The sequence below is a fragment of the Rhodococcus sp. Eu-32 genome (assembly GCF_003336925.1).
Lineage (GTDB): Bacteria > Actinomycetota > Actinomycetes > Mycobacteriales > Mycobacteriaceae > Rhodococcoides > Rhodococcoides kyotonensis_B.
The window spans coordinates 193,726-217,341 of the sequence record NZ_QGNK01000009.1 but is presented as its reverse complement, the minus strand read 5'-3'; the positions used below and the strand labels follow the sequence as shown (position 1 = coordinate 217,341).

Sequence of the window (23,616 nt, the reverse complement as noted above, 5' to 3'; positions counted from 1 at the left end):
TCGGCGCACGCTACCCAATCGGTGACATGGAGATGACGTCGAACCTACGAACCGGGCCTGCCTGCGTGGCTCTGCACGTCGTGGTGATGGGGTCGGACAGGCCCTGCTCTAGCCGCACTTCGACATGCCGGCCGTCGTGATCGAGAACGACGGTCCATGCCGACCCGTCCTGTCGTTCGGAAACCGGATGAAGGGTGTCGATTCGGTTGTCGGACAGCGTAACTCGTGCGTGGTGTTGCGCCGCCTGTGCGACGGCTGACAGCGAGCAGCGTCCACGGAAAAAACGGGGATCCACCATTCCCTCGCCGTGCAGACGGACGATTTGTTCTGCATCCGCGTCGTCGACGTTCCCGTAGTACAGACCTTCGGGAAAGACCACCATTGTGCCGGCGAACCGATCGCCGCCGAGGTGCGAGCATTCCCAGGTGATCTCGCTGTGCGCGGTCATGAGCGCAGGCAGAACTCGGCGCCCGCGCACCGCGCAGCATTGGTCGTGACGGCCGTGAGTGCATACCGCGACGATGGGGTCGGTCGACAGCGTCCCGGCAGGATCGTCGACGTCGAGTTCCAGAACGTCCTCGGGACGCTCGACCTCACCCCAGCGAATGCTTTCCGTGCCGACGCGAGCATCGACGACGGCCCAGCGCCACCGACCCTCACCGCGGTGACGGCCGGGGCGTCGAATTGCCAGGCTGCGCATACCGGCGGCCTCCACGTGCCGCGCGATACCGAAACCGAGCGCGGGTGCGAGAACGCGGTCGGAATTCACGAACGCCGAATGTCCCCACGCGCCGTCGATTTCGAGCAGAAACCAGCGCCGACCCGCGGATGCGGTTCCCGCCAGAGAATCCCCACGCGAACGCGCGGCCTCACTGCACGTCACGACGCCGGTACCAGTACGCCTTCCCGAAGGAGGCGTCGGGCCACGACGATCGCGCTGCCGAGGTCGAGTCCGACGAGTTCGCCTACGCGGCAGGGCTTTCGAGACCGCAGCTGGTGTATCGCGTCGGCGCATTCATCGGGAAGGGACACGGTCTTACCGCGTAGTCCGAGGTGAATCTTGCCGCCGCCCTGCGTGATCGCCGGGTCGAGTCCCTGCCTCCACATCACGACGCTCTCCGCGCCCAGGTCGTTCATGAAGTCGACGGTGCGCAGTGGATTCACCGGCTCGGGTCGTGTGATGTCGGAGAAGCGCCTGCCGAGGCGTTCGGCGATGCGCCGACGTGCAGACTCGTCGGTCCTGAGCTGCTGCAGCACGTGAGCGACGTCGTCGATGACTCGATCCACGTGGGGGAGCACGGCGTCGGTGTCGGTCGGATCGATGCCTGCGGGAAGGGGCGCACGCAGAGCGGCCTCGTCCTGGAGCGCGCCGAACAACTGGTGCGCGACGTCGTATCGATTGAGCGACGCGACCCCGATGGTCAAGTGAATCGTCGTGTCGCCCAATGCTTCCGCGGAGTGAATCCAACCACGAGGAAGGTACAGGACGTCGCCGGGCCGAAGCACGGTGTCCATCGCGGGAGTGTCGCGTGCACGTTCCTCGACCGCCGACGTGCGGTCCGACCACGGCTGATTCGACAGCGGATGTGTGTACACGGGAGGGTGCAGGATCCAGCGCTTCTCGCCACTGATCTGCAGCACGAACACGTCGTGCACGTCGTAGTGCGGAGAGAACCCCTTCGACGACGCAGGCGTGATGTACGAGTTGACCTGCGTCGGGTGCCCGACGTCGTCGACCAGATCGCGGACGAAGTCGATCAGCGGCGGCCACAGGCGGTGCAAACCCTGGAGGACCAGTGTGTGCCCGTCGGCGAACGCGGACAGGATGGCGGCGGAGTCCAGTTGATCGGTCATTTCGGCGCCGAATCCGCCGGACGACGTGAACTGCGATCTGTCCAGCAGCGACCCGTCCTTGGCCATGCGCGCGAACGGGGTGCGGACACCGCGATGCGAGACGAGCTCGTCGACTGCCGCAGGCGTCATCAGGTCGTCGAACGATCCGGCAAGCTCGAAGGCGCGCGACAGGAGGGGCTGTCGGCCCCAGTAGTCGTCGGCGAAAACTCGTTCTTCGACGGAGATCAGACGGCCCAGCGCGGACCGGTTGCCCGATCCGCGCTGGTCGTCAGCTATGTGGCTCAAGCCGTGCCGTCCGCACCGCCGTCGTGGCCGCTGGGGTTCGAGCCGCCGTCGGCGGGGCCTTCGCCCGGTCCTGCCGTGCCGTCGGCGCCGCCGTCGTGGCCGCTGGGGTTCGAGCCGCCGTCAGCGGGGCCTTCGCCCGGTCCTGCCGTGCCGTCGGCGCCGCCGTCGTGGCCGCTGGGGTTCGAGCCGCCGTCGGCAGGTCCTTCGCCGCCCGAGCCGCTCGTCGTGATGTCGTCGTCGTTGATGCTCATCGGATGCCTTTCGGTCGACGTACCTTCTTTTCAGGCGCGGGCCTGCCGCGCTCCGACCGAGGATTGACGGTCGATCACACTTTCAAACTCGATCACCTGGGAAGACGGCTTTCGTCCGATTCCTCGGGGAGGGTGATCGTCGACGACCGGGCGATCGCGTCGGCGACATAGGTGTCGGCATCGACATCGAACGGGGACGCGGCTACACCTCGTCCGATCGTCTGCACGTAACGGTCGGCGGGTGTCCCGCGTTCACGGACCGTCGAACTGGTGACGGTCACCGCCGGGATGCCGTCGATATCGGGAAGGCGGAGGACGGCGTCGTATTTACCCCGGAAAGCCTGGCCGCGCCGGTCGATGTCGAGGAGTCCGACGGCTCCGACCTCGATCTCGGTGGGCTCCACGACGTGGATGTCGTCGACGACGTTCTCGACGGCGAGCAAGTGTGCGAACTGGTCGTGCTCGACGAGGTATCCGTGGGCAACAGACCGCACGTCGCCGCGCTCGGTGGACACGAACGCGGCCGAACCCGTCCACCGCTGAGACACCCCGGCGAAATACAGGGCGTGGTCGATCCACAGCCAGCGGTCGTCCGCGGGCGGCGCCGGCGACGGAGCAGGGGGATGGAAGCCGAACTCGCCATCAGCGGCCGACCCGGTCAGATAGGTCCGAAACCGCTCTGCCAGCAGATTAGAGCCGTAGGAGACGTACCAGATCATGCTGCCCACGGTAGCGTCCTACGCTGGCAACGGTGACGACACGAACGGTGACGCCCGAGTCGTTGGGCGCCTGGGTAGTCAAGTGCAACCCGAACACGACGGACCTCGGGCCGATGATCGCCGCCGGCAGAGCCAACGAGAACTGGTGTGTCGCCTCGAACTATCGGACGCGGCTGATGAGTGCCGGTCAGCGAGTGCTGTTCTGGGTGAGTGCACATCCTCGACGCGGATTCTGGGGCGCCGGCGTCGTGACCGGCACCGCGGTTCCTGGGCCTCGGTGGAAGATTGCCACCGACATCGATCTCTTCCCCGAGCCCCTCCTCGCGTCGACGATCAGGAACGTGCCGGGTCTGGCCGGTCTCGAGGTGTTTCGCTCACCGCAGCAATCCAACCCGTCGTGGGTGGACCGGGAACAGTTCGCACTTCTGGAACCGCTGCTGCCGATCTGACGCCCGGCTCACGTCACCCACCCGGCGCGGAAAGCATCGAGTGCTGTCTTCACGCGGTTGGAGACACCCAGCTTGGTGAAGAAGCCGTTGATGTGCGTCTTGCTGTCGGGTGGTGTGACCATTGGCTGTAAGCGCCACGTGCGCGGGAATGTATGAAGGTATACATTGCCGCGCACGTGTGCTGTTTGTCCCGACGAACGCTCGAGACCGCCTACATTGCCATCCACGAGGGGGTCAGATACTCAGTCCCGCGAACACCGCAAGACCGATGAGAACTGCGCCCGTCACCGCCTGCACACGGCGGTCGAGGACACACATCAGCGACAGGAATCCGGGCATCGATCCGCCGCGACGGGTATGCACGATCGCCAGCGCGCTCGGCATGCATCGACCGAGTGACACGAGAACGAACAGCGCAGCACCCAACGCGGGTGATCCGACAGCTGCCACGCCCAACGCCATCAGGTAGTACGCGCTGGACCGGATGTAGATCAGGAACCCTGGTCCGATGATCGCGCCGAACAACAGCGACACCTTCCACGGCTCCATACTCCGACGTAGGTGCCGGGGCAACTGCTGCCGACGCATCGGCGTCGGCATCGACACGAGGCCGAGTTCGTGGAGTCCGTACGCGAGGGACAGAACTGCCCACACGCCCAGCATCGCTGCCGCCGGGACTGCTTCCAGTGCGAATCCGCCCAGCAGTCCGATCGCTGCGCCGGTCACCGAGCCTGTGGCCACGGAACCGAGTACGTGCCAGCCCAATCGGCGCACAGGGGTCGAAGAGCCCTTGCGGCCCGGTTGTTTCGGGGCTACGACGACGCCCGCGACGGACATTCCGCACGTGGACCAGTTGGCAGCCAGCGATGTGACGGCACCCGCGACGACGACCGCTCCGACGAGCCCCGACGTCGTGCTGGGGGACAGAGCAAGTGCAACCCCAGCGCCGACGGCCGCTGCGCCTGCCACGAGCACCGTTCGGGATCCGAGCCCGACCGCGTTCTGCAGGGACGGTCGTATCTGTGGCATATCCTGTTGCAGCGCAGAGTGATCGATCGTTGTGGTCATCGAGTTACCTTTCCGAATGGGGTCACGTCAACCGACGTGAACGATCCCGGACATGTACGGGTGAATCGAGCATTGGTACTCCACGTCACCTGGCGTGTCGAACGTGAACCGAAAAGTGCTGTCGCCGTTGACACCACTGTCGAATACGCCGTCGGAGTGCACTTCGTGGAGGAGGCCGCCGTCGTCGAAGATCCACTCGACGGTGCCGCCGACGGGAATGCTCACCTCCCGAGGGGCGAAGCGGATATTGCTGATCAGCACTGTCGCGTCGATGTCCGGTTCCGAAGAGCAGCCGGTCGCGAACAGTAGAATCGACGCTGCAGCAACAACTCTCACTCCTCGACGACGACGGTGCCCAACATCATCGGATGGGGCGTGCAGTGGTAGTCGAATGTGCCTGCCTCCTCGAAGGTGTAGGTGAACGAGCCTTCCGTGAGCAGCTCGCTCTTGAACAGCTCGTCACCGGATTCGACGACGTCGTGTGGAAGACCGTTGTCGTCGAAGATCCACTCGACGGTCTCGCCCTTCTCGATCGTCACCGACGCAGGGCTGTAGCTCATGTTCTCGACTCGCACCGTCGCTGCGGGGGTGTCGCTGCCGGAATCGCCGCTGCCGCAGGCAGTCAGGCCGAGCAGTGCCGCGAGGGCGACGACGAGTATCAGGAGCTTCTTCATGGGTTACCTCTCATCGGACGTACATCAGGTTCGCCGTCATGCCGGCTTCGAAGTGATAGGCATTGTGGCAGTGAAACATCCATTCGCCGGGGTTGTCGGCGTCGAACTCGATCGCGAGCGAGGTTCCGGGGAGCACGTTGACGGTGTCGCGTCGGAGACCGCCGTAGTCCGGGACCGCGAACGTGTGGCCGTGCGTGTGCATCGGATGCCACATCGTCGAGTTGTTCGTCATCGTGATGCGGATGCGTTCGCCGTGCTTCATGACGAGCTTGCCTGCATCGGCGCCTGCCATCGCCCACACGTAGCGGTCACCGGCCTGAAGCAACTCCACCTGGTAGTCGCGGTCGGGAGACTTGCTGTCGAGCATGACCTTCGCGGCCGGACGCAAGTCACTTTCGAGCACCAGTTCACGTCCGAGTTCCGGAATCGATCCTCCGACATCGGGATTCGACAGTGGGGCCGCGTCGAGGCTACGCAGCACGGTCGACGCGTATCCCGGGCGTCCTTCGACGGCCGCGACCATCGGCCAGGTGCCCGACGCGACGGTGATCAGCACGTCGTACCGCTGGGCCATGCCGACCAGGATGGCGTCCGCCTCGGTGGGTTTGACGTCGAATCCGTCGACCGCGACGATCGTCATCCGGTGGCCTGCAATTGCGAAACGATACGGAGTTTCCGCTCCAGCGTTGATTATTCGCAGACGCAGCCGCGATCCGGCTGCAGCTTCCACCACTGCTGGATCGTTCGGTGGCCGCCCGTTGATCAAGTGCAGCGGATACGCGATGTGTTGTGTCATGCCGCCCAGCACAGCAGACTCGCCGTGTCCCGACGACGTCAACGACGTTGCTACCGTCGCCTCGTCGGCGCCCACGGGAACCGGGGTCGACGCGCCTCCGTGTCCTGCATGGCCGCCGCCGTGCAGATCTGGATTCAGTGCCGACATGACGGCATCCGGCGTCGTGCCGAGACCATCGACCCAGTCGTCGAGCACGAGAACGGCATCCGCGTCGGCTCCCGAGGTGTCCTGGGGGTCCTCGACGATCAGCGCACCGAACAGGCCACGATCTGCCTGAAGGCCGGAATGCGAGTGGTACCAGTAGGTTCCGGGATCAGGAGCGATGAACGAGTACTCGAACGTGGAGCCCTGCACGATCGGGTCCTGCGTGACCGGCGGCACGCCGTCCATGTCGTTGCGGATGCGAATGCCGTGCCAGTGGATACTGGTGTCCGCAGGTACCGAGTTGGTCACCGACGCCTTCATGGTGTCGCCGACGGACATCCGCAGCTCTGGGGCGACCGCAGCGCCGCCGTACGACCACGTGTTCACGAACCGACCACCCAGATCGACGGTGGCCAGGCCTGCCGTCAACGCGTACGCAGCCGTCCGGCCCGTCGACGAACGCAGTGCTTCCGCCGCCGCGATCTCGGGGTCCGTCGACTTGATGTAGTCGAGCTTCTCGGTGGTACCGGATGCCGCCCCCGACGAGGAGCTGCATCCGGTCACGCCGAGTGCGCCGATTCCTGCCAGGCCGACGCCTGCGCCTGCGAGTGACAGGAATCGACGACGGCCGAGCATCAACCGGGGTGCCGGCTGAGTCATTCGAGCTCCTCGGGGGTCAACAGGCTGGTGACGGTATCGACATTCCCGCTGAGGTCGACGGAGCTGACCTGGGCGCCGGTGGTTGCATCGAATCCGACGAGCTTCTGCGGGGATTCGCCGTCGACCTCCGGGCCGTCACCGAGAACGTAGAACGTCTTCCCGTCGACGCTGTATGCCATCGACGAAAAGCTCGTGATTCCGATGTCGGCAAGCGACAACGTGCGAACCGGCGCGAGATTTGCGGCGTCGTAGACGACGACCTTCGCGACGGAACCGCCTCGCGCCGAGTCGGGATGGATGATGCTGTCGGTGTACGTGATCGTCAATCGTGTTGCGTCGGCGTTGATCACGTTCTCCGAGAAGCGTCCCGACGGGTCGCCCGCGTTTCCGATCGGAGTGACGGGAAGTGTCGGCAGCCCGTCCGAGAAGTCGAAGACGAAGACGTCTCCGTTCTCGCTGACGAGAAGCGCCTTCTTCGCTTCTTCGGCGAACGTGGTCTTGCGGGTACTGACGAAATCGTCCGGCAGTACCTTCTCGCGTCCGACTTCGGTCGGTACGCCGTTGTCGCCGATGTTCACGTGCAACAACTCTCGGGTCTCTTCGCAGACGCTGTACAGCTCGTGCCCGACCATCCACGTGAACGGCCCACAACCCACGATTCGGATCGCGCCGGACTCTTCGCCCGACTCCAGATCGACGACGCGAATTCCGTACAGTCCGTCGTCCCAACTGACGAAGTACTTCCCGTCGGACGTCACCGCGTTCGATCCCTCACGGGAGTGGACGCGAGCGACGTCGGGAAGCACCGCTTCCTTCGGGTCGAGCAGGTTGCCGGAGTACGTGGTGACGGTGAAGTCGGCGGCGCCGCGAGATCCTCGTGGACGCCACACCTCGGCGGCGATGATGGCAGGGTCGCTTGCGGTTTCGCCGACGAAGCCGTGGATGACGGGGTCCCAGATGCCGGGCCCGACGACAACCCGTGTCGTCACTTCGCCCGTCGCCGGGTCCAGCGCGTTGACGGTCAGTTCGAGTTTGCCGAATCCACCCTCGACACCCAGGATCTGGTTTGCGCCGATCGGGGTGATCTCGCCGACGTGTAGTGGTTCGGGGATCTCACCTGTGATCTTCTGGTCTTCCTCGCCCAGTCCGATTCCTTCACCAGGTGCGGTGAATTCGACTGTGGGATAGACGACCTCGGTGAACGATGCGGAATCGTCGGCGCTCTCGTCGCTCGCACTGCACGACGAGACGGCGAGCAATGCGGCCAGAGGGGCGACGGCAAATGCTGCCCTGCGGCGGTGTCGAGTCACGATCCGGCACCGACCTTGGGACGTGCGGCCGGCCTGACCTGGCAATCTTCGCCGACGATCGGCGCCATCGTGCAGGTGTACGCCTGGGATTCGTCGGAGACACACCAGATGATCTCCTGGTCGTAGCTTCCGCTGACGGGGTTGTACATCGACGCCTGCATGTCAGGCTCGCCGCAGAACGCGTTGGAGCAACTGGGGGCGCCGCAGCAGTCGTAGTACGCGATGAGGTAGGTCTTGCCGTCGGCCGGGTTGGTGCAGCAACCGACCCAGAATTCGGCTCCCGGTTTGGAACCCGGTGCGCACGTGGTCAATCCGCCGCCCTCGCATGCCGCACAGGAGGTTCCGTCCATGCTGCACCAGCGCCAGTAGTCGCACTCGGCGGGGTTGCTGCCGTCGTATTCCGGGACCTGCGGTTGGGGCGATGCCGGAGTTTCCTGCGCATGAGCTCGGGACACCGGCAACGAGCTGACTATCGCGACGCCAGACGCGCCGAGAGTCCAGCGGCCGATCTTCGAGATCATCGATCGTCGCGAAACACGTTCGGACAGTTTGCGGCCCGAGCGGCTCGCAAAACTTCCTCCGCGCCCCGCCATCCACTCCGCCTGTTCCGCAACGGTGCTCTCGTCGACCGGGTAACGCTGTTCGGTCGATTTCGCGTGGTCGTGATTATCCATGTGCTCTCCGTTCTGGATGGTGGACGAAAAACTAAGCGACGCCGCGGTTCCGGGCGGCCTGGGTGTGAAGGTGCTGAAGCGAAGGAATGCCGGATTCCAATGCGTTGAGCAAACTTTCGACCTGAGCCATGTGATTGCAGAGACCCTTGGCCTTGATCTTCCCGTGCTCGTCGAGCATGACACCGAACGGCGTCGTGCCGACCTGGTAGGCGATTCCGACGTCTCGGCCGTCGACGTAACTCAGTTCGCTGCCGAGGTTCGCGCCCGCGAGGAACTCGGCATGTTCGTGCGGAGTCCCGTCCGAGATCATGACGATGTCGACGTCCCCTTCGCCCTTGGCCATTGCCTTCACGCCAGGGAGCAGCGACTTGCAGGTGGAGCAACCGGGTGCGGTGAACAGCAGCAGCTGTGGCCGGTCACGGTGGCCGCCGACGCTGACCGTCCGGCCGACATGATCCTGCAGTCCGTGGAACGTCGGGCCGACCTGCTCGATCTTCGGACCCGTATCCATCATCCGGGCGCCGAGTGGACCGAGACGTACTTGCACACGGCCGATTTCGCGAGCGAGCCCGAGAATCATCAGCAACAAGCCGACGACAGCAGCGGTGAGGAGGAGAACCATGGTGAACAGAAATGCGGTCATCGTGGGAAGAACCTTTCTCGGGATCGATCAGTAACGGCTGACGGACTGCACCGCCCGCATCTCGATGGCGGCGTTGCTCAAGTAGTCGTCGATCGGCCTGCGCCCGAACGACATCACCGAACGTGCGTAGAGCCCGACGCAGACGAGTCCGACGCCGAACACACCGATTCCGGCGCCGGCGACCCGCTCGAGGACGGACAACGCGGGGGTCACGACGACGACGACGCTCACGATCGCGAACGCTGCGGCTCGGGCGGAATGCCACCAGCCGATGCGCTCGACTTCGTCGGCGCCGCCACCGAACGCGAAGCAACCGCAGTCGATATCACGGCGTCCGCGCAACAGGTTCGCGGTCAGCCCGGCGAAGAACGTGACGAACAGGGCGGCGGATACGATGCCGCCGACCGACGGCGCGATCCCGAGGAGCAGGACGCTTCCGAGGATGATCTCCACCCACGGCAGCGCCGCCCCGACGACCCCGGCTGCCGCGTCGGGAAGTAGTTCGTAGCCGCGAACCAGGCGAGCCATCCGATCGCGGTCGCCGACCTTCGGAATGCCGGCCACCAACAACACGGCACCGACCACACTCGACAGAGCTGCCCACAGCATCGCCCACCTCCTCGTCCATACGCTCCCGATCGAGTCGTTCGGGTGCTTCGGGGAAATCATGCGAGCGAGATGCGACGCGGATGCTTCTCGCGCGTTACGTGCTGAGCGAGTTCGTGTGAGGTCATGACAGGTGCATCCATGCTGGTCGACGGCCTGATGAGGCGTCGAATGTGTCGGGAGCCACAGAGATCGGTCGTCGGCGGTCCGATTTTCGGTCCGCGTTTCTCACTTGAAGTTCGATTGGGCGTCACCGACGAAACACGCGTGCAATCGGGCACCCGTACATTTCGGTTCCACGGAACAACCCACCACCAGGATGAACATGAACACGAGCGCATTACGCGCAGCTCTTCGGCAAGCCGCGTTGACCGAACGACCCTCGGATCCTGTGTACTCGCCACTCGGTGCGCTGGGTCGCAAACAGCTGACACCGATCGACCTCGTCGGGCAATCGATGTCGACGATGGCACCGGCGACGTGCATGGTGTTCATCGCGCTGTGGATGTCGTCGACCGCAGGGGGACCGGGCGGGTTGTTGGCGATCATCGGCGCAACACTGATCATGACGCTCGTCGCTCTGTGTATCCGGCAGTTCACGGTGAGGCTGGCGGCATCAGGATCCCTGTACAGCTTCGTCGCGCACGGCCTCGGGAAGCGAGCGACGCTTACCGCCGGTGCGGCACTGCTCGTCGGCTACTTCGGGGTGTCGATCTCGGTGTTGTCGAATGCAAGCGCCAATCTCGTGGAACTCGGCGACGAGGCCGGACTTCAACTCGGCGGCGGCTCGGCGGTGATCGGGTGTCTTGTCGTCGCGCTTGCGGTGGCTCTCGTCGCGATCCGCGGGGTGCGGTTCGCAGCTCGAACGATTCTCTTCATCGAAGTGTGCACGCTGGTGGTGATCACGATGGTGATGCTGCAGTCGCCCGTGCCTGTCGACGCCGTCGTCACAACGTCGTCTGCGCCCATCGGATTCGCGCTGTTCCTGGCGATGCAGACAGTCTTGAGCCTGGCGGGATTCGAAAGCGCGGCGTTCTTCGGACCCGAAGCGCGGCGCCCGCTGCGGACCGTCACGTCGACGATTCTGGTGACGCCGCTGCTCGTCGGCTCTCTGTACGTGTTCGCGGGTTGGGCTGGGATGAGCGGCCATGCGGGCGTGCTGATCAACGCGTACTTCGGAGGAACCGAGTCCGGTGCCAGCATGCTGCTCGTACTCGCGGTCAATCTCGGCGTGTGTTCGTCGTGGATCGCGTCGACGCTCGGGTTCGCGCAAGCGGGCTCGAGGCTGTTGTTCTCGATGAGCGTCGAGCGAGTCATACCCGGTGTGTTCGAGCGTGTCCACCCACGATTTCGGACGCCGTATGCCGGGGTTCTCGTGTTCGTCGGCCTGTCGTTGATCGGATCACTGTGGCACGACCCGGATCACGCGCCCGACAACTACGACGTCGTCGTCGAGATCGCGTTGATCCTGGGATACACGATGGTCGCGGTCGCAGCGCTGCGGTTCCTGAGTCGTATCGGTGAGCACACCGTCTTCACTCGGGTGTGTGGGTTGCTTACGGCCGCGGCGGGATCAGGGCTGCTGTCGTTCGCGGTGGTGGACACCGCGCGATCGGGCGCCTGGTTGTACATCGCCTGGTGTGCGGCTCTCGGTGGCTCCGGTGCGCTGTGGTACCTGGTACTCCGACGTGTCCGGCCCGAAAGCATCGATGCCATCGGTGTGTTCGACAGCGTCGAGACCGCAGATCTCCTGCCCGGCGCGTCGTCACTGCATATCGACGACGCGGGCAAGCCGGTCCTGACTCCGGCCCCGCGCGGGCGGTAGACGTGGTGACCGAACGACGTGATGCGCGGGCGGGTGGATCCGGCACAGGGTTCGGGGGTCAGCAACCCAAGGCCGTCCAGAAGGCGCTGGCAATGCTCGAAGCGGTCGCGTATCTCGGGGCGGGAGCCACCGCGAAACAGATTGCAGCGCACACACAGGTGCCGCCCGCAACGGCATACCGGATGCTCAACTACCTCGTCGCCGACGGCTTTCTCGCACGGACGCCTGACTTGTCGGGTTTCGCTCTCGGTCGTCGCACGTCCGAGTTGGCATATGCCGCAACCGGTGCCGACCAGACTCGTACCGTGGCCCAGGTCCTCGATTCGATGCGGTCGGAGACGAGGCACGGGCTGTACGTGGCGTCCTTCCGCGGAGGGGCGCTCAAGATCGTCGACACCGATCCCGATCACGAGGTGGTGTCGGCGTCGACGATCTCTCGTAACCTGCACGCTCACGCTGCCGGAAAGTTGTTGTTGGCTTACCGGCCTCGATGTCTGGACGCGGTGGAGCTGAAAGCCGTCACGGCGCACACGCTGGTCGACGGCCTTGCGTTGCACGCGGAGTTGGCGGGCATTCTCGCGACTGAGGTCTCGTTCGAATGCGAGGAAGCGCGGATCGGGCGTGCGGCACTGGCTGTCCCGGTGCGAGAGCGCGGGTCGGACGTCGTCGGCGGGCTGTGTCTTCAAGGCATCGCGGGTCGGGTGTCCGCGGACAACGCGGACCTCGTCGAATTCCTGCGGGCGGGTGCGGAGGAATTGCGCGGATTGGTGTGACGCGGCGTCGTCAGCTGACCCAACCGGCGCGGAAGGCGCTGAGCGCAGCCTCGACTCGATTGTTGACACCCAGCTTGGTGAAGATCCCCGAAATGTGCGTCTTGACCGTGGTCTCGCTGAGGAACATCTCCTTCGAGATGGTTGCGGTGGTCGCGCCGGATGCCATGATGCACAGCACTTCTCGCTCGCGGTCGGTGAGCGAGTTCAGTGCAGGGGGGACGGTCCGTGCAGGCGGATTCTGCGACGCGACGATCCGGCGCAGCGAGTCCTTGCTGAAGACCGTGTTGCCCGTGGCGACCCCGCGTACAGCGAGATGAAAGGTTTCGGGCGCTTCGTCCTTGCTGACGAAGCTGTGCGCGCCTGCCGCGACCGCCTGCACGACGAGGTCGTCGACGTCCAGTGCCGTCATCGCGATGACGGCAGGCGGGTTCTGCAGCGTCATGAGCCGACGGGTGGCCTCCAGTCCGCCGATGCGCTTCATCTTCAGATCCATCAGCACCACGTGCGGACGGAATGTACTCACGGCCTGCATGACTCGGTCACCGTCGTCGACGTCGCCGACCACCTCGATGTCGCCGGTGGCAGCGAAGATGTCACGAACGCCTGCGCGCACGAACCGATCGTCGTCGACGACGAGAACTGTGATGATGCCCGGTGCTGTCATGGTGCGCGAAGCTTACGACGCGCCACCGACAGAAGTTCACGTGTGCCAGGGAAGCCAGGCCTGGACGACGAATTCGCCGGGGACGACCTGTGCATCGAAGGTGCCGCCGATCTGGCGAACCTGCTCGCTCAACCCCGTCAGGCCGGTGCCCGATCCGTGCGCGAACGCCGGTGCACCGGTGAGGTGATTACGGACGACGACGCGGAGTCCGACGTCGCTGTTGCCCTGCACGTCAACATGAATCGGCGCGCCCTGTGCATGCTTCTGGGCGTTGGTCAGTGACTCCTGCGCGACGCGATAGGCCACCTGACTGGTGGACGCTCCGAGGTCTCCGGGCGCCAGGTCGAGCGAGTAGGTGACATGGGTGCCGGCGTCGCGGACGCTGTGCACGAGATCCGATACCCCTTCGATGCTTCGCCGTCCGCCCGCGTAGTCGCCTGTGCCGCGGAGCACGCCGATGATGCGCCTCAGGTCGTCGAGCGCGTCGTGGGCGGTCTGCCTGATCAACGACGCGGTGTTGGCGACCTTCTCGGGCCCTTCGGTGCTGTTGACCTGCAATCCGCCCGCGAACAACGAGATTCGGCTGAGGCCGGCCGCCAACGTGTCGTGCATGTCGCGGGCGATTCGGGTGCGCTCGGCAACGAGAATCGCCTCTTCGCGCAACGCGTCGGACTGCTTGGCATATCGGTCGCGGGTGTGCACCGCGGCGTCGAGATCGGACTGGGTGCGGCGCAGAACGGCCAGACCGGTGACGGCGCCGACGAGGATGGCTGCCACCAGCCACGCGATCCACAGCGGGACGTTCCAGTCGGGGACGGGACCGTCTTCGGCTACCTTGACACCCATCGTGAGCACCGAGTAGTCGCGACGCCGGAAGGCGTCGTACGTCAAGGAAACTCCGCACGCGGCGAACACCAGGGCCGTCGAGACACCGAGGGCGCGGCCGGTGGCGAAACGGGCGACGGCATACAGCGCGATGAGCGCGGCCGTCGCGTCGGTCTCGAGGAACAGAGGCCCGATCACCGAGAGGCCGAGGACGAGAAACGGCTTCTCGTGACGCCAGATCAACGCAAAGCCGGCAATCAGATTCAGCAACAGACCGAATCCGTAGTTCCAGACCGCCCCATTGTCCGATGTCGATGCGAGCCCGAGCGTCATCAGCGAGCAGAACACACTCAGTGTCACCGCAGCGGTGGTCCACACGCGGCGACGCCACCTCGGCGGCGTGTTCGTACTCATGGACGGAAACCATACGGTTCGTCACCGACAGTCCGGCATCGACCGACCGGTCCGTCGACCGACCGAAAGGATGAGGCGGTTCGTCCGATTTGCCGAAGTGCCGACCACGCCCGCTGCGGTGTTGTTGTCCCATCGCAAACGAACGAAGGGATTTCCTCATGACAACACCTCAGCCCGTCCCCACCGAGAAGCGCAATTGGTTCTTCCGGCACAAGATCCTGACCGGAATTCTCGCGCTGATCGTGCTCGTCATCGTGGTCACCGCGGTCAACAGTGGATCAGGGGACACCAGCACGTCGAGCCCTGGAGCCCCGGCTCCCGAGGCAACGGAACCGGTTGTCGGCCTCGGAACCCCGTTGCGCGACGGCAAATTCGAGTTCGTCGTCACCGGCGCTCAGCCCGGAGTACCCAGCGTCGGACAGGATTTTCTGACCGAGACCGCGCAGGGCGAGTACGTGCTCGTGACGATGTCGGTCCGCAACATCGGTGATCAGGCGCAGAGTTTCACGACGTCGGCGCAGAAGCTGCTCGACGGCCAGGGGCGTCAGTACTCCGTCGACGACATGGCGACCATCGTGCTCGATCAGGGGATCGCGTTCGAGCAGATCAACCCGGGCAACGCGATCGAGGCGACGATCGTCTTCGACGTCCCTGTCGGGACCGTTCCGACGCAGATCGAACTGCACGACTCGTTGCTGTCGGGTGGTGTGACCATCGGGCTGTAAGCCCCACGTGCGCGGGAATGTATAGAGGGGTATACATTCCCGCGCACGGGTGTTATTTGTCCCCGACGACCGCAGGCCGCGCGAGTGCCCATCCACCGAATGTGAGCGCGAGAGCGAGCATGACGAGCCCGACCCACAGGTTGGCGCTCGTTCCGACGCTCATGTCGACCACGTTGTTCGACGGCGAGGAATGGGTCTCGTTACCGAACACAGACGGGAACAGGCCCGCCAGCGTCAGCAGAATTCCGTAGATGCCGAGAAGCGCGCCGATGACGGAGCGGATGTCGAACAACCGCGCGATCGCGCTGGGCTTCGAATCTGGTGAGGTCATGTCAGTGCCCTATCAGTGGAAGACGATGTTGAGAACGACGACGAGGCCCAACGCGAAGCCCGCCAACGGAACCGGCCGCTTGAACCACGGGTTGGTGGCATCTTCGGGGTCGGCGAACATCTCGCGAGGAGTCTCGGAGTACACGAAGCCGACGAGTTCCTTCGCCGGTTTCGGTCGGGTCACCATGCTGACACCGATACTGACGACGATGTCGACGACGAACGCAGCGGATGCGGCCACGAACGGCATGCCCTGACCGGGCAGGTTGATCACCCCGACCTCGGACAGGACGAACACGAACACCGCTGACGCCGTTCCCGACACGAGCCCGATCCACCCGGCCGCGGGCGTCATCTTCTTCCAGAACATACCGAGGATGAACGTGGCGAAGAGCGGTGCGTTGAAGAATCCGAACAACGTCTGCAGATAGTCCATCAGGTTGGAATATCCCGACGCGATCAACGCGGTGAAGATCGCGAGAATCGTTGCGACGACGGTCGCGACGCGTCCGACCGTGATGTAGTAGCCGTCCTCGCGATCCTTGACGATGTACTGCTGCCAGAGGTCGTAGCTGAACACGGTGTTGAACGCCGAGATGTTCGCGGCCATACCGGCCATGAACGCGGCCATCAGACCGGCGACGGCGACGCCGAGCAAACCGTTGGGCAGGATGTCGCGCATCATCAACAGCATGGCGTCGTTGTAGGTGATGTCGCCGGTGCCGTTCTGCTTCAGGTTGATCATGTCGCCGATGGCCGCGGCCGCGATCATGCCGGGGACCACGACGACGAACGGCACCAACATCTTCGGGATCGCGCCGATGATCGGGGCGCGCCGGGCTGCGGACATCGAATCGGACGCCATGGCGCGCTGCACCTCGACGAAGTTCGTCGTCCAGTAGCCGAACGACAACACGAAACCGAGGCCGAACACGATGCCGACGATGGACAGGATCGGGGAATCGAAACCGCTCAACGCCTGCCCGGGCCACGACGAGAGCTGTTCACCCGTCGACGCGGTGACGCTGCCGTCGGTGACCGTCGGGACGACCTTTTCCTTGAGACCGGACCAGCCGCCGACCTTGATGAGCCCGATGACCGTCAGCGGCACGAGCGCAGCGAGGATGACGAAGAACTGCAGCACTTCGTTGTAGATGGCGGCGGACAGGCCGCCGAGGACGGTGTACGTCAACACGATTGCGGCGGCTACGATCAGCGACACCCAGAGCGACCATCCCAGAAGGGTTCTCACGACGGTCGCGAGCAGGAACAGGTTGACACCCGCGATGAGGATCTGCGCGACGGCGAAGCTGATCGCATTGACCAGATGCGCTTTGGAATCGAACCGCTTGCGCATGAACTCAGGAACGCTGCGTACCTTCGAGCCGTAGTAGAACGGCATCATGACAATGCCGAGGAACAGCATCGCCGGGATCGCTCCGATCCAGTAGTAGTGCATCGTGGCAAGACCGAGCTGGGCGCCGTTGGCGGACATGCCCATGATCTCCACGGCTCCGAGATTCGCGGACACGAATGCGATGCCGGTGACCCATGCGGGTAGCCGACGGCCGGAGAGGAAGAAGTCGAGGCTCGTCGACAGTTGTCGGCGGGCTACGTATCCGATTCCGAGGACGAATACGAAATATACGGCGATGAGGACGTAGTCCAGCGCGTTCGTGTTGAACGACAGCGCGCCTTCTGCCGCAAGGTTCGACGTCACGCGTCAACCTCCCTGGTCGAGTGAGCTGGCTCACGGTCGTGAGCAATGTGAACATAAAGTAACAGAGTCAAACATTTACGTACAGATTCGACCGTTATTTCCAAGCTCGATGTTTGGTAATGTTCGATTTCACCAGGGACTCGGAGGTAGAAGCGGATGCTCGCAGCAGAGCGGCATGAACGAATCATGTCGGCGCTTCGCGCGGAGGGTGCCGTCAAGGTCGTCGACCTCGCGGACAGTCTCGACGTGTCCGAGATGACCATCCGGCGTGACCTCGACGTTCTCGACGAGCGGGAGGTTCTGCGCAAGGTGCACGGTGGCGCTATCGCCCGCGACAACCGAGGCGTCGAACCACCGTCGACGGCGAAGGCCGCACGTCAGCACGCCGAGAAGGTGGCAATCGGTCGAGCAGCTCTCGGCGCGGTCGAGGACGGCATGACCATCGCGGTCAGCGCAGGAACCACGACGCTCGAGCTGGCCAGGCTACTGCGCGGACGCAGTTCGATCACCGTCGTCACCAATTCGATCCCGATCTTTCAGGAGCTGACCGGACACCCGTCGGAACCCGACCCCATCGTCTACCTGACGGGAGGGTCGCGTACGCCGTCCGATGCGCTGGTGGGTCCGGTCGCCAACGCGGCGCTCGATTCCTTCCGTGTCGACGCGGTCTTCCTCGGTGTGCACGGATTCGACGTCGAATCGGGGCTGACCACGCCGAATATCGCTGAGGCAGAGACGAATCGGCGTCTCATCGCCACGGGCCGGCGGCTGTTCGTGCTCGCCGACAACACCAAGTACCGCGAGGTCGGAACCAACGTGTTCGGACGGATGTCGGACGTCCACACGCTCGTCGTGGACGACGGACTCGCTTCCGCCGACCGCAGGGCACTCGCGAAACATGTCGACACCATTGTCGTAGCCGAGACGGAGAATGCATGAAGACCACACAGGCGACGCTGGCGGACGGTCGCGAAATACTCTTCTTCTCGTTGCCCGGCAACGACGTTCGTCCTGTGCCGGATGTGAGGCCGCTGTCGCCGCGCCCCACCATCGCGCAGTCCGAGGTTCGGCGTGACCGCCAGACCGGTGATTGGATCGCGATCGCCGCGTTGCGTCAGGACCGCACCTACAAGCCTCCGGCCGATCAGTGCCCGCTGTGTCCGTCCCCGCGCGGCGATTCGAGTGAGGTGCCGGCCGCGGACTACGACGTCGTCGTGTTCGAGAACCGTTTCCCCAGCCTGTCACACGCAGGACCTACCGCCGAACCGCTGGACCCGGAACGCGATTCGGGTCCCGGCGTCGGCCGCTGCGAGGTCATCTGTTTCTCCAGCAACCACACGACGTCGTTCTTCGAACTGAGTCACCAGCACGCACGGCTCGTCGTCGACGTCTGGCGGGACCGCACCGAAACGCTGTTGGCGATGCCTGGGATCGAGCAGGTCTTCTGCTTCGAGAACAGGGGGGAGGAAATCGGCGTCACGCTGTCCCACCCGCACGGGCAGATCTACGGCTACCCGTATCTGACGCCGAGGACCACGTCGATGCTGCGTCAGGCTCGCGTTTTCGCCGAGAACAACCACGGCGCAAACCTTTTCGAGAACATCCTGGCGAGAGAGATTCGGGACGGTGTCCGAGTGATCGCGTCGAACGAGCAGTTCACGGCGTTCGTGCCGTTCGCGGCGCGCTGGCCGGTCGAGGTGCACATCTTTCCGAATCGCCACGTGCACAATCTCACCGACCTCACCGAAGCGGAGCTCGACGGGCTCACCGACGTGTACCTCGACGTGCTCGGTCGGTTCGACCGAATGTATCCCACACCGCTGCCGTACATTTCGGCGCTACATCAGTATCGACCGGATCGCGGTCAGCAGGACGGGTACTTCCACATCGAATTGATGTCGGTGCGTCGGTCCGCCACGAAGCTGAAGTTCCTGGCGGGGTCGGAGTCGGCGATGGACGCGTTCATCACCGACGTGACACCCGAGCAGATGGCCGATCGTCTGAAGGAGTTGGCGTAAGTGATCGTCGCGCAGGCACCCGGCCGCATCAATCTGATCGGTGAACACACCGACTACAACCTCGGCTTCGCAATGCCCATTGCGCTCGAGCAGCGTACGACCGTCCGCTTCGAGCCGGACGACTCCACGACGATCACGATCGAAACAGACAGGGAGGCAGGGAAGCACGCCTTCGACGTCACCGCACAACCCGGCGACGTCGACGGTTGGTCCGCGTACCCGGCGGGTGTCGTTTGGGCTCTGGCCGCGGCAGGCCATCGCGTCGTCGGTGGAACGATGTCGATCAGCAGCACTGTGCCGATCGGCGCGGGACTGTCGTCGTCCGCAGCGCTCGAATGTGCGGTGCTGTTGGCCATGAACGAAGCGACCGGCGTCGAACTCGACCTTCTCGATGTCGCGCGGATCGCGCAGCGAGCCGAGAACGACTTCGTCGGCGCCCCGACCGGCCTGATGGACCAGCTTGCGTCGCTCCACGGCGAAGCCGACCGCGCGCTCCTCATCGACTTCGAGGCGTCCGACGTCACGCCCGTCGACTTCGACCCGGCCAGTCATGGTCTGGCGTTATTGGTCGTCGATTCCCATGCAGCACATCAGCATTCGACAGGGGAATACGCGGCGCGTCGGGAATCCTGCACACGGGCGGCGCACGTTCTCGGGGCGGATTCGCTCCGGGAAGTGCAGGGGCAGGATGTCCTGAACCGAATAGACGATCCGACCGACCGTCGCCGAGCACGGCATGTCCTGACCGAGAACGAACGCGTCCTCGACTGCGGAATAGCGTTGACGGCCGGCGGATTCCGCCGCGTCGGTGATCTGATGAATCAGTCGCATGCGTCGATGCGCGACGACTTCGAGATCACCACACCGCACATCGATCTGATCGCGGACTCGGCGGTCCGGCACGGTGCGCTCGGTGCCCGCATGACCGGCGGCGGATTCGGCGGGTGCGTCATTGCTCTCGTCAAGGCCGCCGAGAAAGATGCGATCGCCGAGAAGATCGCGTCGGACATCGCCGAAAACGGCTACCCGGCACCTATGATCTTCACCGCCCGCGCCGGATCAGGAGCCGCGGTACAGCGGTGACAGTCACCCTCCCCGGGTGATTCGAAGGCGGCAGCTCCCGGCGCATCATCGGAGGATGCCCGCCCGGGTGAAGTCCGGTTCGTCGTTGGTGCTTGCGGTACTGGCCGCAGGCCAATTCCTGATGACGCTGGACAGCTCGGTGATGAACGTGTCGATGGCGTCGGTCGCGGCCGACCTCGACACCTCCATCACCGGTATTCAGACTGCGATCACGTTGTACACGCTGGTGATGGCGACGCTGATGATCACTGGCGGAAAGATCGGCACGATCATCGGGCGCAGACGGGCCTTCGGCATCGGACTGGTCGTGTACGGCGCCGGCTCGTTCACGACGGGTCTCGCACCCGGACTTCCCGTCCTGTTGCTCGGGTGGTCACTGCTCGAAGGCATCGGTGCTGCGTTGATCATGCCGGCCATCGTGGCGCTGGTCGCGGCCAACTTCCCGCCGGAGCGACGTGCAGGCGCCTATGGTCTCGTGGCAGCGGCCGGGGCCATGGCGGTCGCCGCGGGCCCCCTGATCGGCGGTGGGGTGACGACGTTCGCCTCCTGGCGGTACGTGTTCTTCGGGGAAGTCGTTCTCGTCGTGGCCATTCTGGCGGTTCTGCGCCGGGTCAAGGATGTCCCACCCGAGCCTGCCCGGCTCGACGTCGTCGGCTCACTGTTGTCGATCGCCAGTCTCGGGTCCATCGTGTTCGGTGTCCTGCGTTCCGGCGAATGGGGTTGGGTGCGTGCGCAGACGGGCGGCCCGATGTTCCTTGGGTTGTCGCCGGTGATCTGGCTGATCCTCGCCGGAACGGGGCTGCTGTACGTCTTCCTGCGCTGGCAAACTCACCTCGCGGCCACGGATGCGCAGCCGCTCGTCGACCCGCAACTGCTGCGAAACCGCCAGCTCACCGCTGGGCTGACCATGTTCTTCTCACAATTCACCGTTCAGGCCGGTGTCTTCTTCACCGTCCCGTTGTTCCTGTCCGTCGTCCTCGAACTCAGTGCGCTGCAGACCGGACTTCGACTGCTGCCGCTGTCGGTGGCGCTCCTCGTCTCGGCGGCAGGCATTCCGCGGATGTGGCCGCGCGCGAATCCCCGACGTGTCGTACGAGCGGGCTGGGCGTCGATGATCGTCGGAATTCTGATTCTGGTCGCTGGATTGGATCCGGGGGCCAACGCGGGGATCGTTGCACTTCCGATGCTGCTGATGGGTGTCGGACTGGGTGCGCTCGCGTCGCAACTCGGTGCGGTGACGGTGTCCGCCGTGCCGGATTCGCAGAGCGCAGAGGTCGGTGGACTCCAGAACACGGCCACCAATCTCGGGGCATCCCTCGGAACGGCTCTGATCGGTTCGGTGCTGATCGCCACGCTGAGCGCGTCGATAGTCACTGGCATACAAACCAATTCGGATGTCCCCGCCGCGGTGAAGGAGCAGGCGTCGACCGAACTGTCGTCAGGTGTACCGTTCCTGTCCGACACACAGCTGCGCGCGGCCGCCGAGGATGCCTCGATCGACGAGGCCAGAGTGAACGACATCGTGCAGCTGAATGCGGATGCGCGTCTCGAAGCTCTGCGCATGGCGTTGTCGCTCACCGCACTCCTGGCGGTGACCGCCCTGTTCTTCACAGGTGCCGTTCCGCAGAGACAGCCCGAGTAGCGTCCCCGCCGCCAGTCGTATCGCTGCATTCTCGCGCAAATCACACCAATGTCATTCCGCTGCAACGGGGTTTGCCGATGCCCATTTCTTGCGCAAACAGTTGATTTCAGTAACACTCACCACATCAGTCACACGAGTAACACGACCCCGTGAGGATTCGTATGCGCACACGACGTCGACAGATCGCACTCGGTGCGGCCCTCACCTTGATGACGAGCGGGTTCGCCGTCCTCGCCAGCCCTGTCGCGTCGGCGGATCCGTGTGGAGGACTGGGCGGCCCGGGGTCGTCGCCGCTGTTCGGCTCGTCGGGAAGTGGCGACGGCAGAGATCCACGAGGCCCGCAGGGCCCGTTGCCGCGCATCGATACCGGCGCCACGCAGTCGATCGCGTGGGTCACCGGACCGCAGAGTCCCAACGACACGTACGAGACCCTCGGCATCTCGGGCACCGACCTCGGCATCAGCTGGGACAACGGTGCAGGTCAGACGTTGATGGCGTTCGGCGACACCTTCGGCAACTGCTCGGTCACCGGTCAGCAGTGGCGCAGCAACGTTCTGCTGAGGTCGAACGACGACAACCTGTCCGACGGGATCACCGTCGGCCCGGCTGTTCCTGGTGACGTCGATTCGGGCGCGGTCGTGCAGCCACTCGCCCCGAACTTCGCCAGTGAAGTCATTCCGAGCCTCGGACTGCCGAAGGTCGAGGACACGACGATCCCGACCGCGGCCATCTCGATCGACGGCGTCCAGTACATGAACTACATGTCGGTGCGTGAATGGGGAGCGCCCGGGCGGTGGGTCACGAACTTCTCCGCCATCGCCGTCTCGAACGACAACGGCCAGACCTGGGCGACGGCGCCGTCGACGATCCGTGTGAATGCAGGTGTCACGATCCCCGGCGTCGAGCAGGTCGAGGAGAGCAACGGCAAGTTCCAGATGAACGCGTACACACGCGGGCAGGACGGTTACATCTACCAATTCGGCACGCCCAATGGACGATTCGGCGCAGCTTTCCTGTCTCGTGTCCTGCCGGAGAACATTCTCGATCTCGGCAAGTACGAATATTCGACGGCGGATCCTGCACGACCGTGGTCGACGGATGTCGCCGATTCGGTCTCGGTCGTCGAAGAACCCGTCAGCGAGTTGTCGGTGGCCTGGAACGACTACCTGCAGCGGTACATCATGCTGTACGGAAACGAGGCGAACCGCACGATCGTCGCTCGGACCGCCGAGAAGCCCGAGGGCCCGTGGACCGCGCCGACCACGCTGCTCGACGCCCGTAACACCTCGGGTGGCATCTACGCGCCCTACATTCACCCGACGACCAACGGAAAAGACTTGTACTTCACGGCTTCTCGGTGGTCGGACTACAACGTGTTGCTGTTACGGACGAATCTCGATGCGCTGAGGCCCTAGCCCTGACGCATGTCCGAGTCGTTCGATCGTGCCGAACAATCACGTTCCG

Annotated in this window: 26 protein-coding genes; 9 read left to right on the top strand and 17 right to left on the bottom strand. The window is 64.5% G+C overall.

The window, feature by feature from the left end:
• Positions 1-10 precede the first annotated feature (10 nt).
• From DK926_RS13580 to DK926_RS13565, 4 genes are all read right to left on the bottom strand, one after another.
• On the bottom strand, positions 11-883 hold the full coding sequence (locus DK926_RS13580; RefSeq protein ID WP_114330838.1) for a sucrase ferredoxin: 873 nt from the start codon (positions 881-883) through the stop codon (positions 11-13).
• On the bottom strand, positions 880-2,130 hold the full coding sequence (locus DK926_RS13575; RefSeq protein ID WP_114330873.1) for a cupin domain-containing protein: 1,251 nt from the start codon (positions 2,128-2,130) through the stop codon (positions 880-882). Before DK926_RS13575 ends, DK926_RS13580 begins: the two co-directional genes overlap by 4 nt.
• 5 nt (positions 2,131-2,135) lie before the next feature.
• Positions 2,136-2,390, bottom strand: coding sequence for a BatC protein (locus tag DK926_RS13570; protein ID WP_114330837.1), 255 nt, complete (start codon positions 2,388-2,390; stop codon positions 2,136-2,138).
• Positions 2,391-2,482: 92 nt separating this feature from the next.
• Positions 2,483-3,109, bottom strand: a complete 627-nt coding sequence (locus tag DK926_RS13565; protein ID WP_125833407.1) for a hypothetical protein — start codon at positions 3,107-3,109, stop codon at positions 2,483-2,485.
• A 32-nt stretch (positions 3,110-3,141) separates the two neighbouring features.
• Here DK926_RS13565 and DK926_RS13560 point away from each other — a divergent pair, with 32 nt between their 5' ends.
• A complete protein-coding gene (locus tag DK926_RS13560; RefSeq protein WP_114330835.1) occupies positions 3,142-3,558 on the top strand; it encodes an EVE domain-containing protein in 417 nt (138 codons plus the stop codon).
• A gap of 8 nt (positions 3,559-3,566) precedes the next feature.
• Here DK926_RS13560 and DK926_RS13555 read toward each other — a convergent pair whose 3' ends face one another.
• The 9 genes from DK926_RS13555 to DK926_RS13515 all read right to left on the bottom strand — a co-directional run bounded on the left by DK926_RS13555 (position 3,567) and on the right by DK926_RS13515 (position 10,136).
• Entirely contained in the window at positions 3,567-3,680 is a 114-nt protein-coding gene (locus DK926_RS13555; protein WP_114330834.1) for a response regulator transcription factor, read from the bottom strand.
• Between the two features lie 112 nt (positions 3,681-3,792).
• The gene (locus DK926_RS13550; protein ID WP_114330833.1) at positions 3,793-4,626 is read right to left on the bottom strand and encodes a methylamine utilization protein; all 834 of its coding nucleotides are present in this window, start codon (positions 4,624-4,626) and stop codon (positions 3,793-3,795) included.
• A gap of 27 nt (positions 4,627-4,653) precedes the next feature.
• The gene (locus tag DK926_RS13545) at positions 4,654-4,962 is read right to left on the bottom strand and encodes a biphenyl 2,3-dioxygenase (protein WP_114330832.1); all 309 of its coding nucleotides are present in this window, start codon (positions 4,960-4,962) and stop codon (positions 4,654-4,656) included.
• The gene (locus DK926_RS13540) at positions 4,959-5,300 is read right to left on the bottom strand and encodes a plastocyanin/azurin family copper-binding protein (protein ID WP_114330831.1); all 342 of its coding nucleotides are present in this window, start codon (positions 5,298-5,300) and stop codon (positions 4,959-4,961) included. The genes DK926_RS13545 and DK926_RS13540 overlap by 4 nt, the downstream gene beginning before the upstream one ends.
• A gap of 10 nt (positions 5,301-5,310) precedes the next feature.
• On the bottom strand, positions 5,311-6,900 hold the full coding sequence (locus tag DK926_RS13535; RefSeq protein ID WP_114330830.1) for a multicopper oxidase family protein: 1,590 nt from the start codon (positions 6,898-6,900) through the stop codon (positions 5,311-5,313).
• Complete coding sequence (locus tag DK926_RS13530; protein ID WP_114330829.1) at positions 6,897-8,210, bottom strand: hypothetical protein; 1,314 nt, start codon at positions 8,208-8,210, stop codon at positions 6,897-6,899. The genes DK926_RS13535 and DK926_RS13530 overlap by 4 nt, the downstream gene beginning before the upstream one ends.
• Positions 8,207-8,884, bottom strand: coding sequence for a methylamine dehydrogenase light chain (locus DK926_RS13525; protein WP_114330828.1), 678 nt, complete (start codon positions 8,882-8,884; stop codon positions 8,207-8,209). Before DK926_RS13525 ends, DK926_RS13530 begins: the two co-directional genes overlap by 4 nt.
• Positions 8,885-8,915: 31 nt before the next feature.
• Positions 8,916-9,527 (bottom strand): redoxin domain-containing protein, encoded by a 612-nt coding sequence (locus DK926_RS13520; protein ID WP_114330827.1) that lies wholly within the window; start codon positions 9,525-9,527, stop codon positions 8,916-8,918.
• Between the two features lie 27 nt (positions 9,528-9,554).
• On the bottom strand, positions 9,555-10,136 hold the full coding sequence (locus tag DK926_RS13515) for a MauE/DoxX family redox-associated membrane protein (protein ID WP_114330826.1): 582 nt from the start codon (positions 10,134-10,136) through the stop codon (positions 9,555-9,557).
• A gap of 322 nt (positions 10,137-10,458) precedes the next feature.
• Between DK926_RS13515 and DK926_RS13510 the strand changes: the two genes are divergently transcribed.
• Both DK926_RS13510 and DK926_RS13505 read left to right on the top strand, forming a co-directional pair.
• On the top strand, positions 10,459-11,958 hold the full coding sequence (locus DK926_RS13510) for an APC family permease (RefSeq protein WP_114330872.1): 1,500 nt from the start codon (positions 10,459-10,461) through the stop codon (positions 11,956-11,958).
• Between the two features lie 5 nt (positions 11,959-11,963).
• Positions 11,964-12,731, top strand: a complete 768-nt coding sequence (locus tag DK926_RS13505; RefSeq protein ID WP_114330871.1) for an IclR family transcriptional regulator C-terminal domain-containing protein — start codon at positions 11,964-11,966, stop codon at positions 12,729-12,731.
• A gap of 10 nt (positions 12,732-12,741) precedes the next feature.
• On the opposite strand, the gene DK926_RS13500 is transcribed toward DK926_RS13505, so the two are convergent.
• A complete protein-coding gene (locus tag DK926_RS13500) occupies positions 12,742-13,395 on the bottom strand; it encodes a response regulator transcription factor (RefSeq protein WP_114330825.1) in 654 nt (217 codons plus the stop codon).
• A 36-nt stretch (positions 13,396-13,431) separates the two neighbouring features.
• Positions 13,432-14,634, bottom strand: a complete 1,203-nt coding sequence (locus DK926_RS13495; protein WP_114330824.1) for a histidine kinase — start codon at positions 14,632-14,634, stop codon at positions 13,432-13,434.
• A 158-nt stretch (positions 14,635-14,792) separates the two neighbouring features.
• Here DK926_RS13495 and DK926_RS13490 point away from each other — a divergent pair, with 158 nt between their 5' ends.
• The gene (locus DK926_RS13490; RefSeq protein ID WP_114330823.1) at positions 14,793-15,359 is read left to right on the top strand and encodes a DUF4352 domain-containing protein; all 567 of its coding nucleotides are present in this window, start codon (positions 14,793-14,795) and stop codon (positions 15,357-15,359) included.
• A gap of 52 nt (positions 15,360-15,411) precedes the next feature.
• Here the strand turns inward: DK926_RS13490 and DK926_RS13485 are convergent, their stop codons facing one another.
• On the bottom strand, positions 15,412-15,690 hold the full coding sequence (locus DK926_RS13485; protein WP_068430175.1) for a hypothetical protein: 279 nt from the start codon (positions 15,688-15,690) through the stop codon (positions 15,412-15,414).
• 12 nt (positions 15,691-15,702) lie between these two features.
• On the bottom strand, positions 15,703-17,409 hold the full coding sequence (locus DK926_RS13480; RefSeq protein WP_243636795.1) for a sodium:solute symporter family protein: 1,707 nt from the start codon (positions 17,407-17,409) through the stop codon (positions 15,703-15,705).
• 156 nt (positions 17,410-17,565) lie between these two features.
• On the opposite strand from DK926_RS13480, the gene DK926_RS13475 reads away from it, so the two are divergent.
• From DK926_RS13475 to DK926_RS13455, 5 genes are all read left to right on the top strand, one after another.
• A complete protein-coding gene (locus tag DK926_RS13475; protein ID WP_068430178.1) occupies positions 17,566-18,348 on the top strand; it encodes a DeoR/GlpR family DNA-binding transcription regulator in 783 nt (260 codons plus the stop codon).
• Positions 18,345-19,427, top strand: coding sequence for a galactose-1-phosphate uridylyltransferase (gene galT, locus DK926_RS13470; RefSeq protein WP_114330822.1), 1,083 nt, complete (start codon positions 18,345-18,347; stop codon positions 19,425-19,427). Before DK926_RS13475 ends, galT begins: the two co-directional genes overlap by 4 nt.
• Positions 19,428-20,510 carry a galactokinase gene (locus DK926_RS13465; RefSeq protein ID WP_114330821.1) on the top strand — a complete coding sequence of 361 codons (1,083 nt, stop codon included), beginning with the start codon at positions 19,428-19,430 and terminating at the stop codon, positions 20,508-20,510.
• Positions 20,511-20,565: 55 nt separating this feature from the next.
• Complete coding sequence (locus tag DK926_RS13460; protein ID WP_114330820.1) at positions 20,566-22,152, top strand: MFS transporter; 1,587 nt, start codon at positions 20,566-20,568, stop codon at positions 22,150-22,152.
• A gap of 161 nt (positions 22,153-22,313) precedes the next feature.
• Entirely contained in the window at positions 22,314-23,567 is a 1,254-nt protein-coding gene (locus DK926_RS13455; RefSeq protein WP_114330819.1) for a DUF4185 domain-containing protein, read from the top strand.
• The last annotated feature ends 49 nt before the right edge of the window (positions 23,568-23,616 follow it).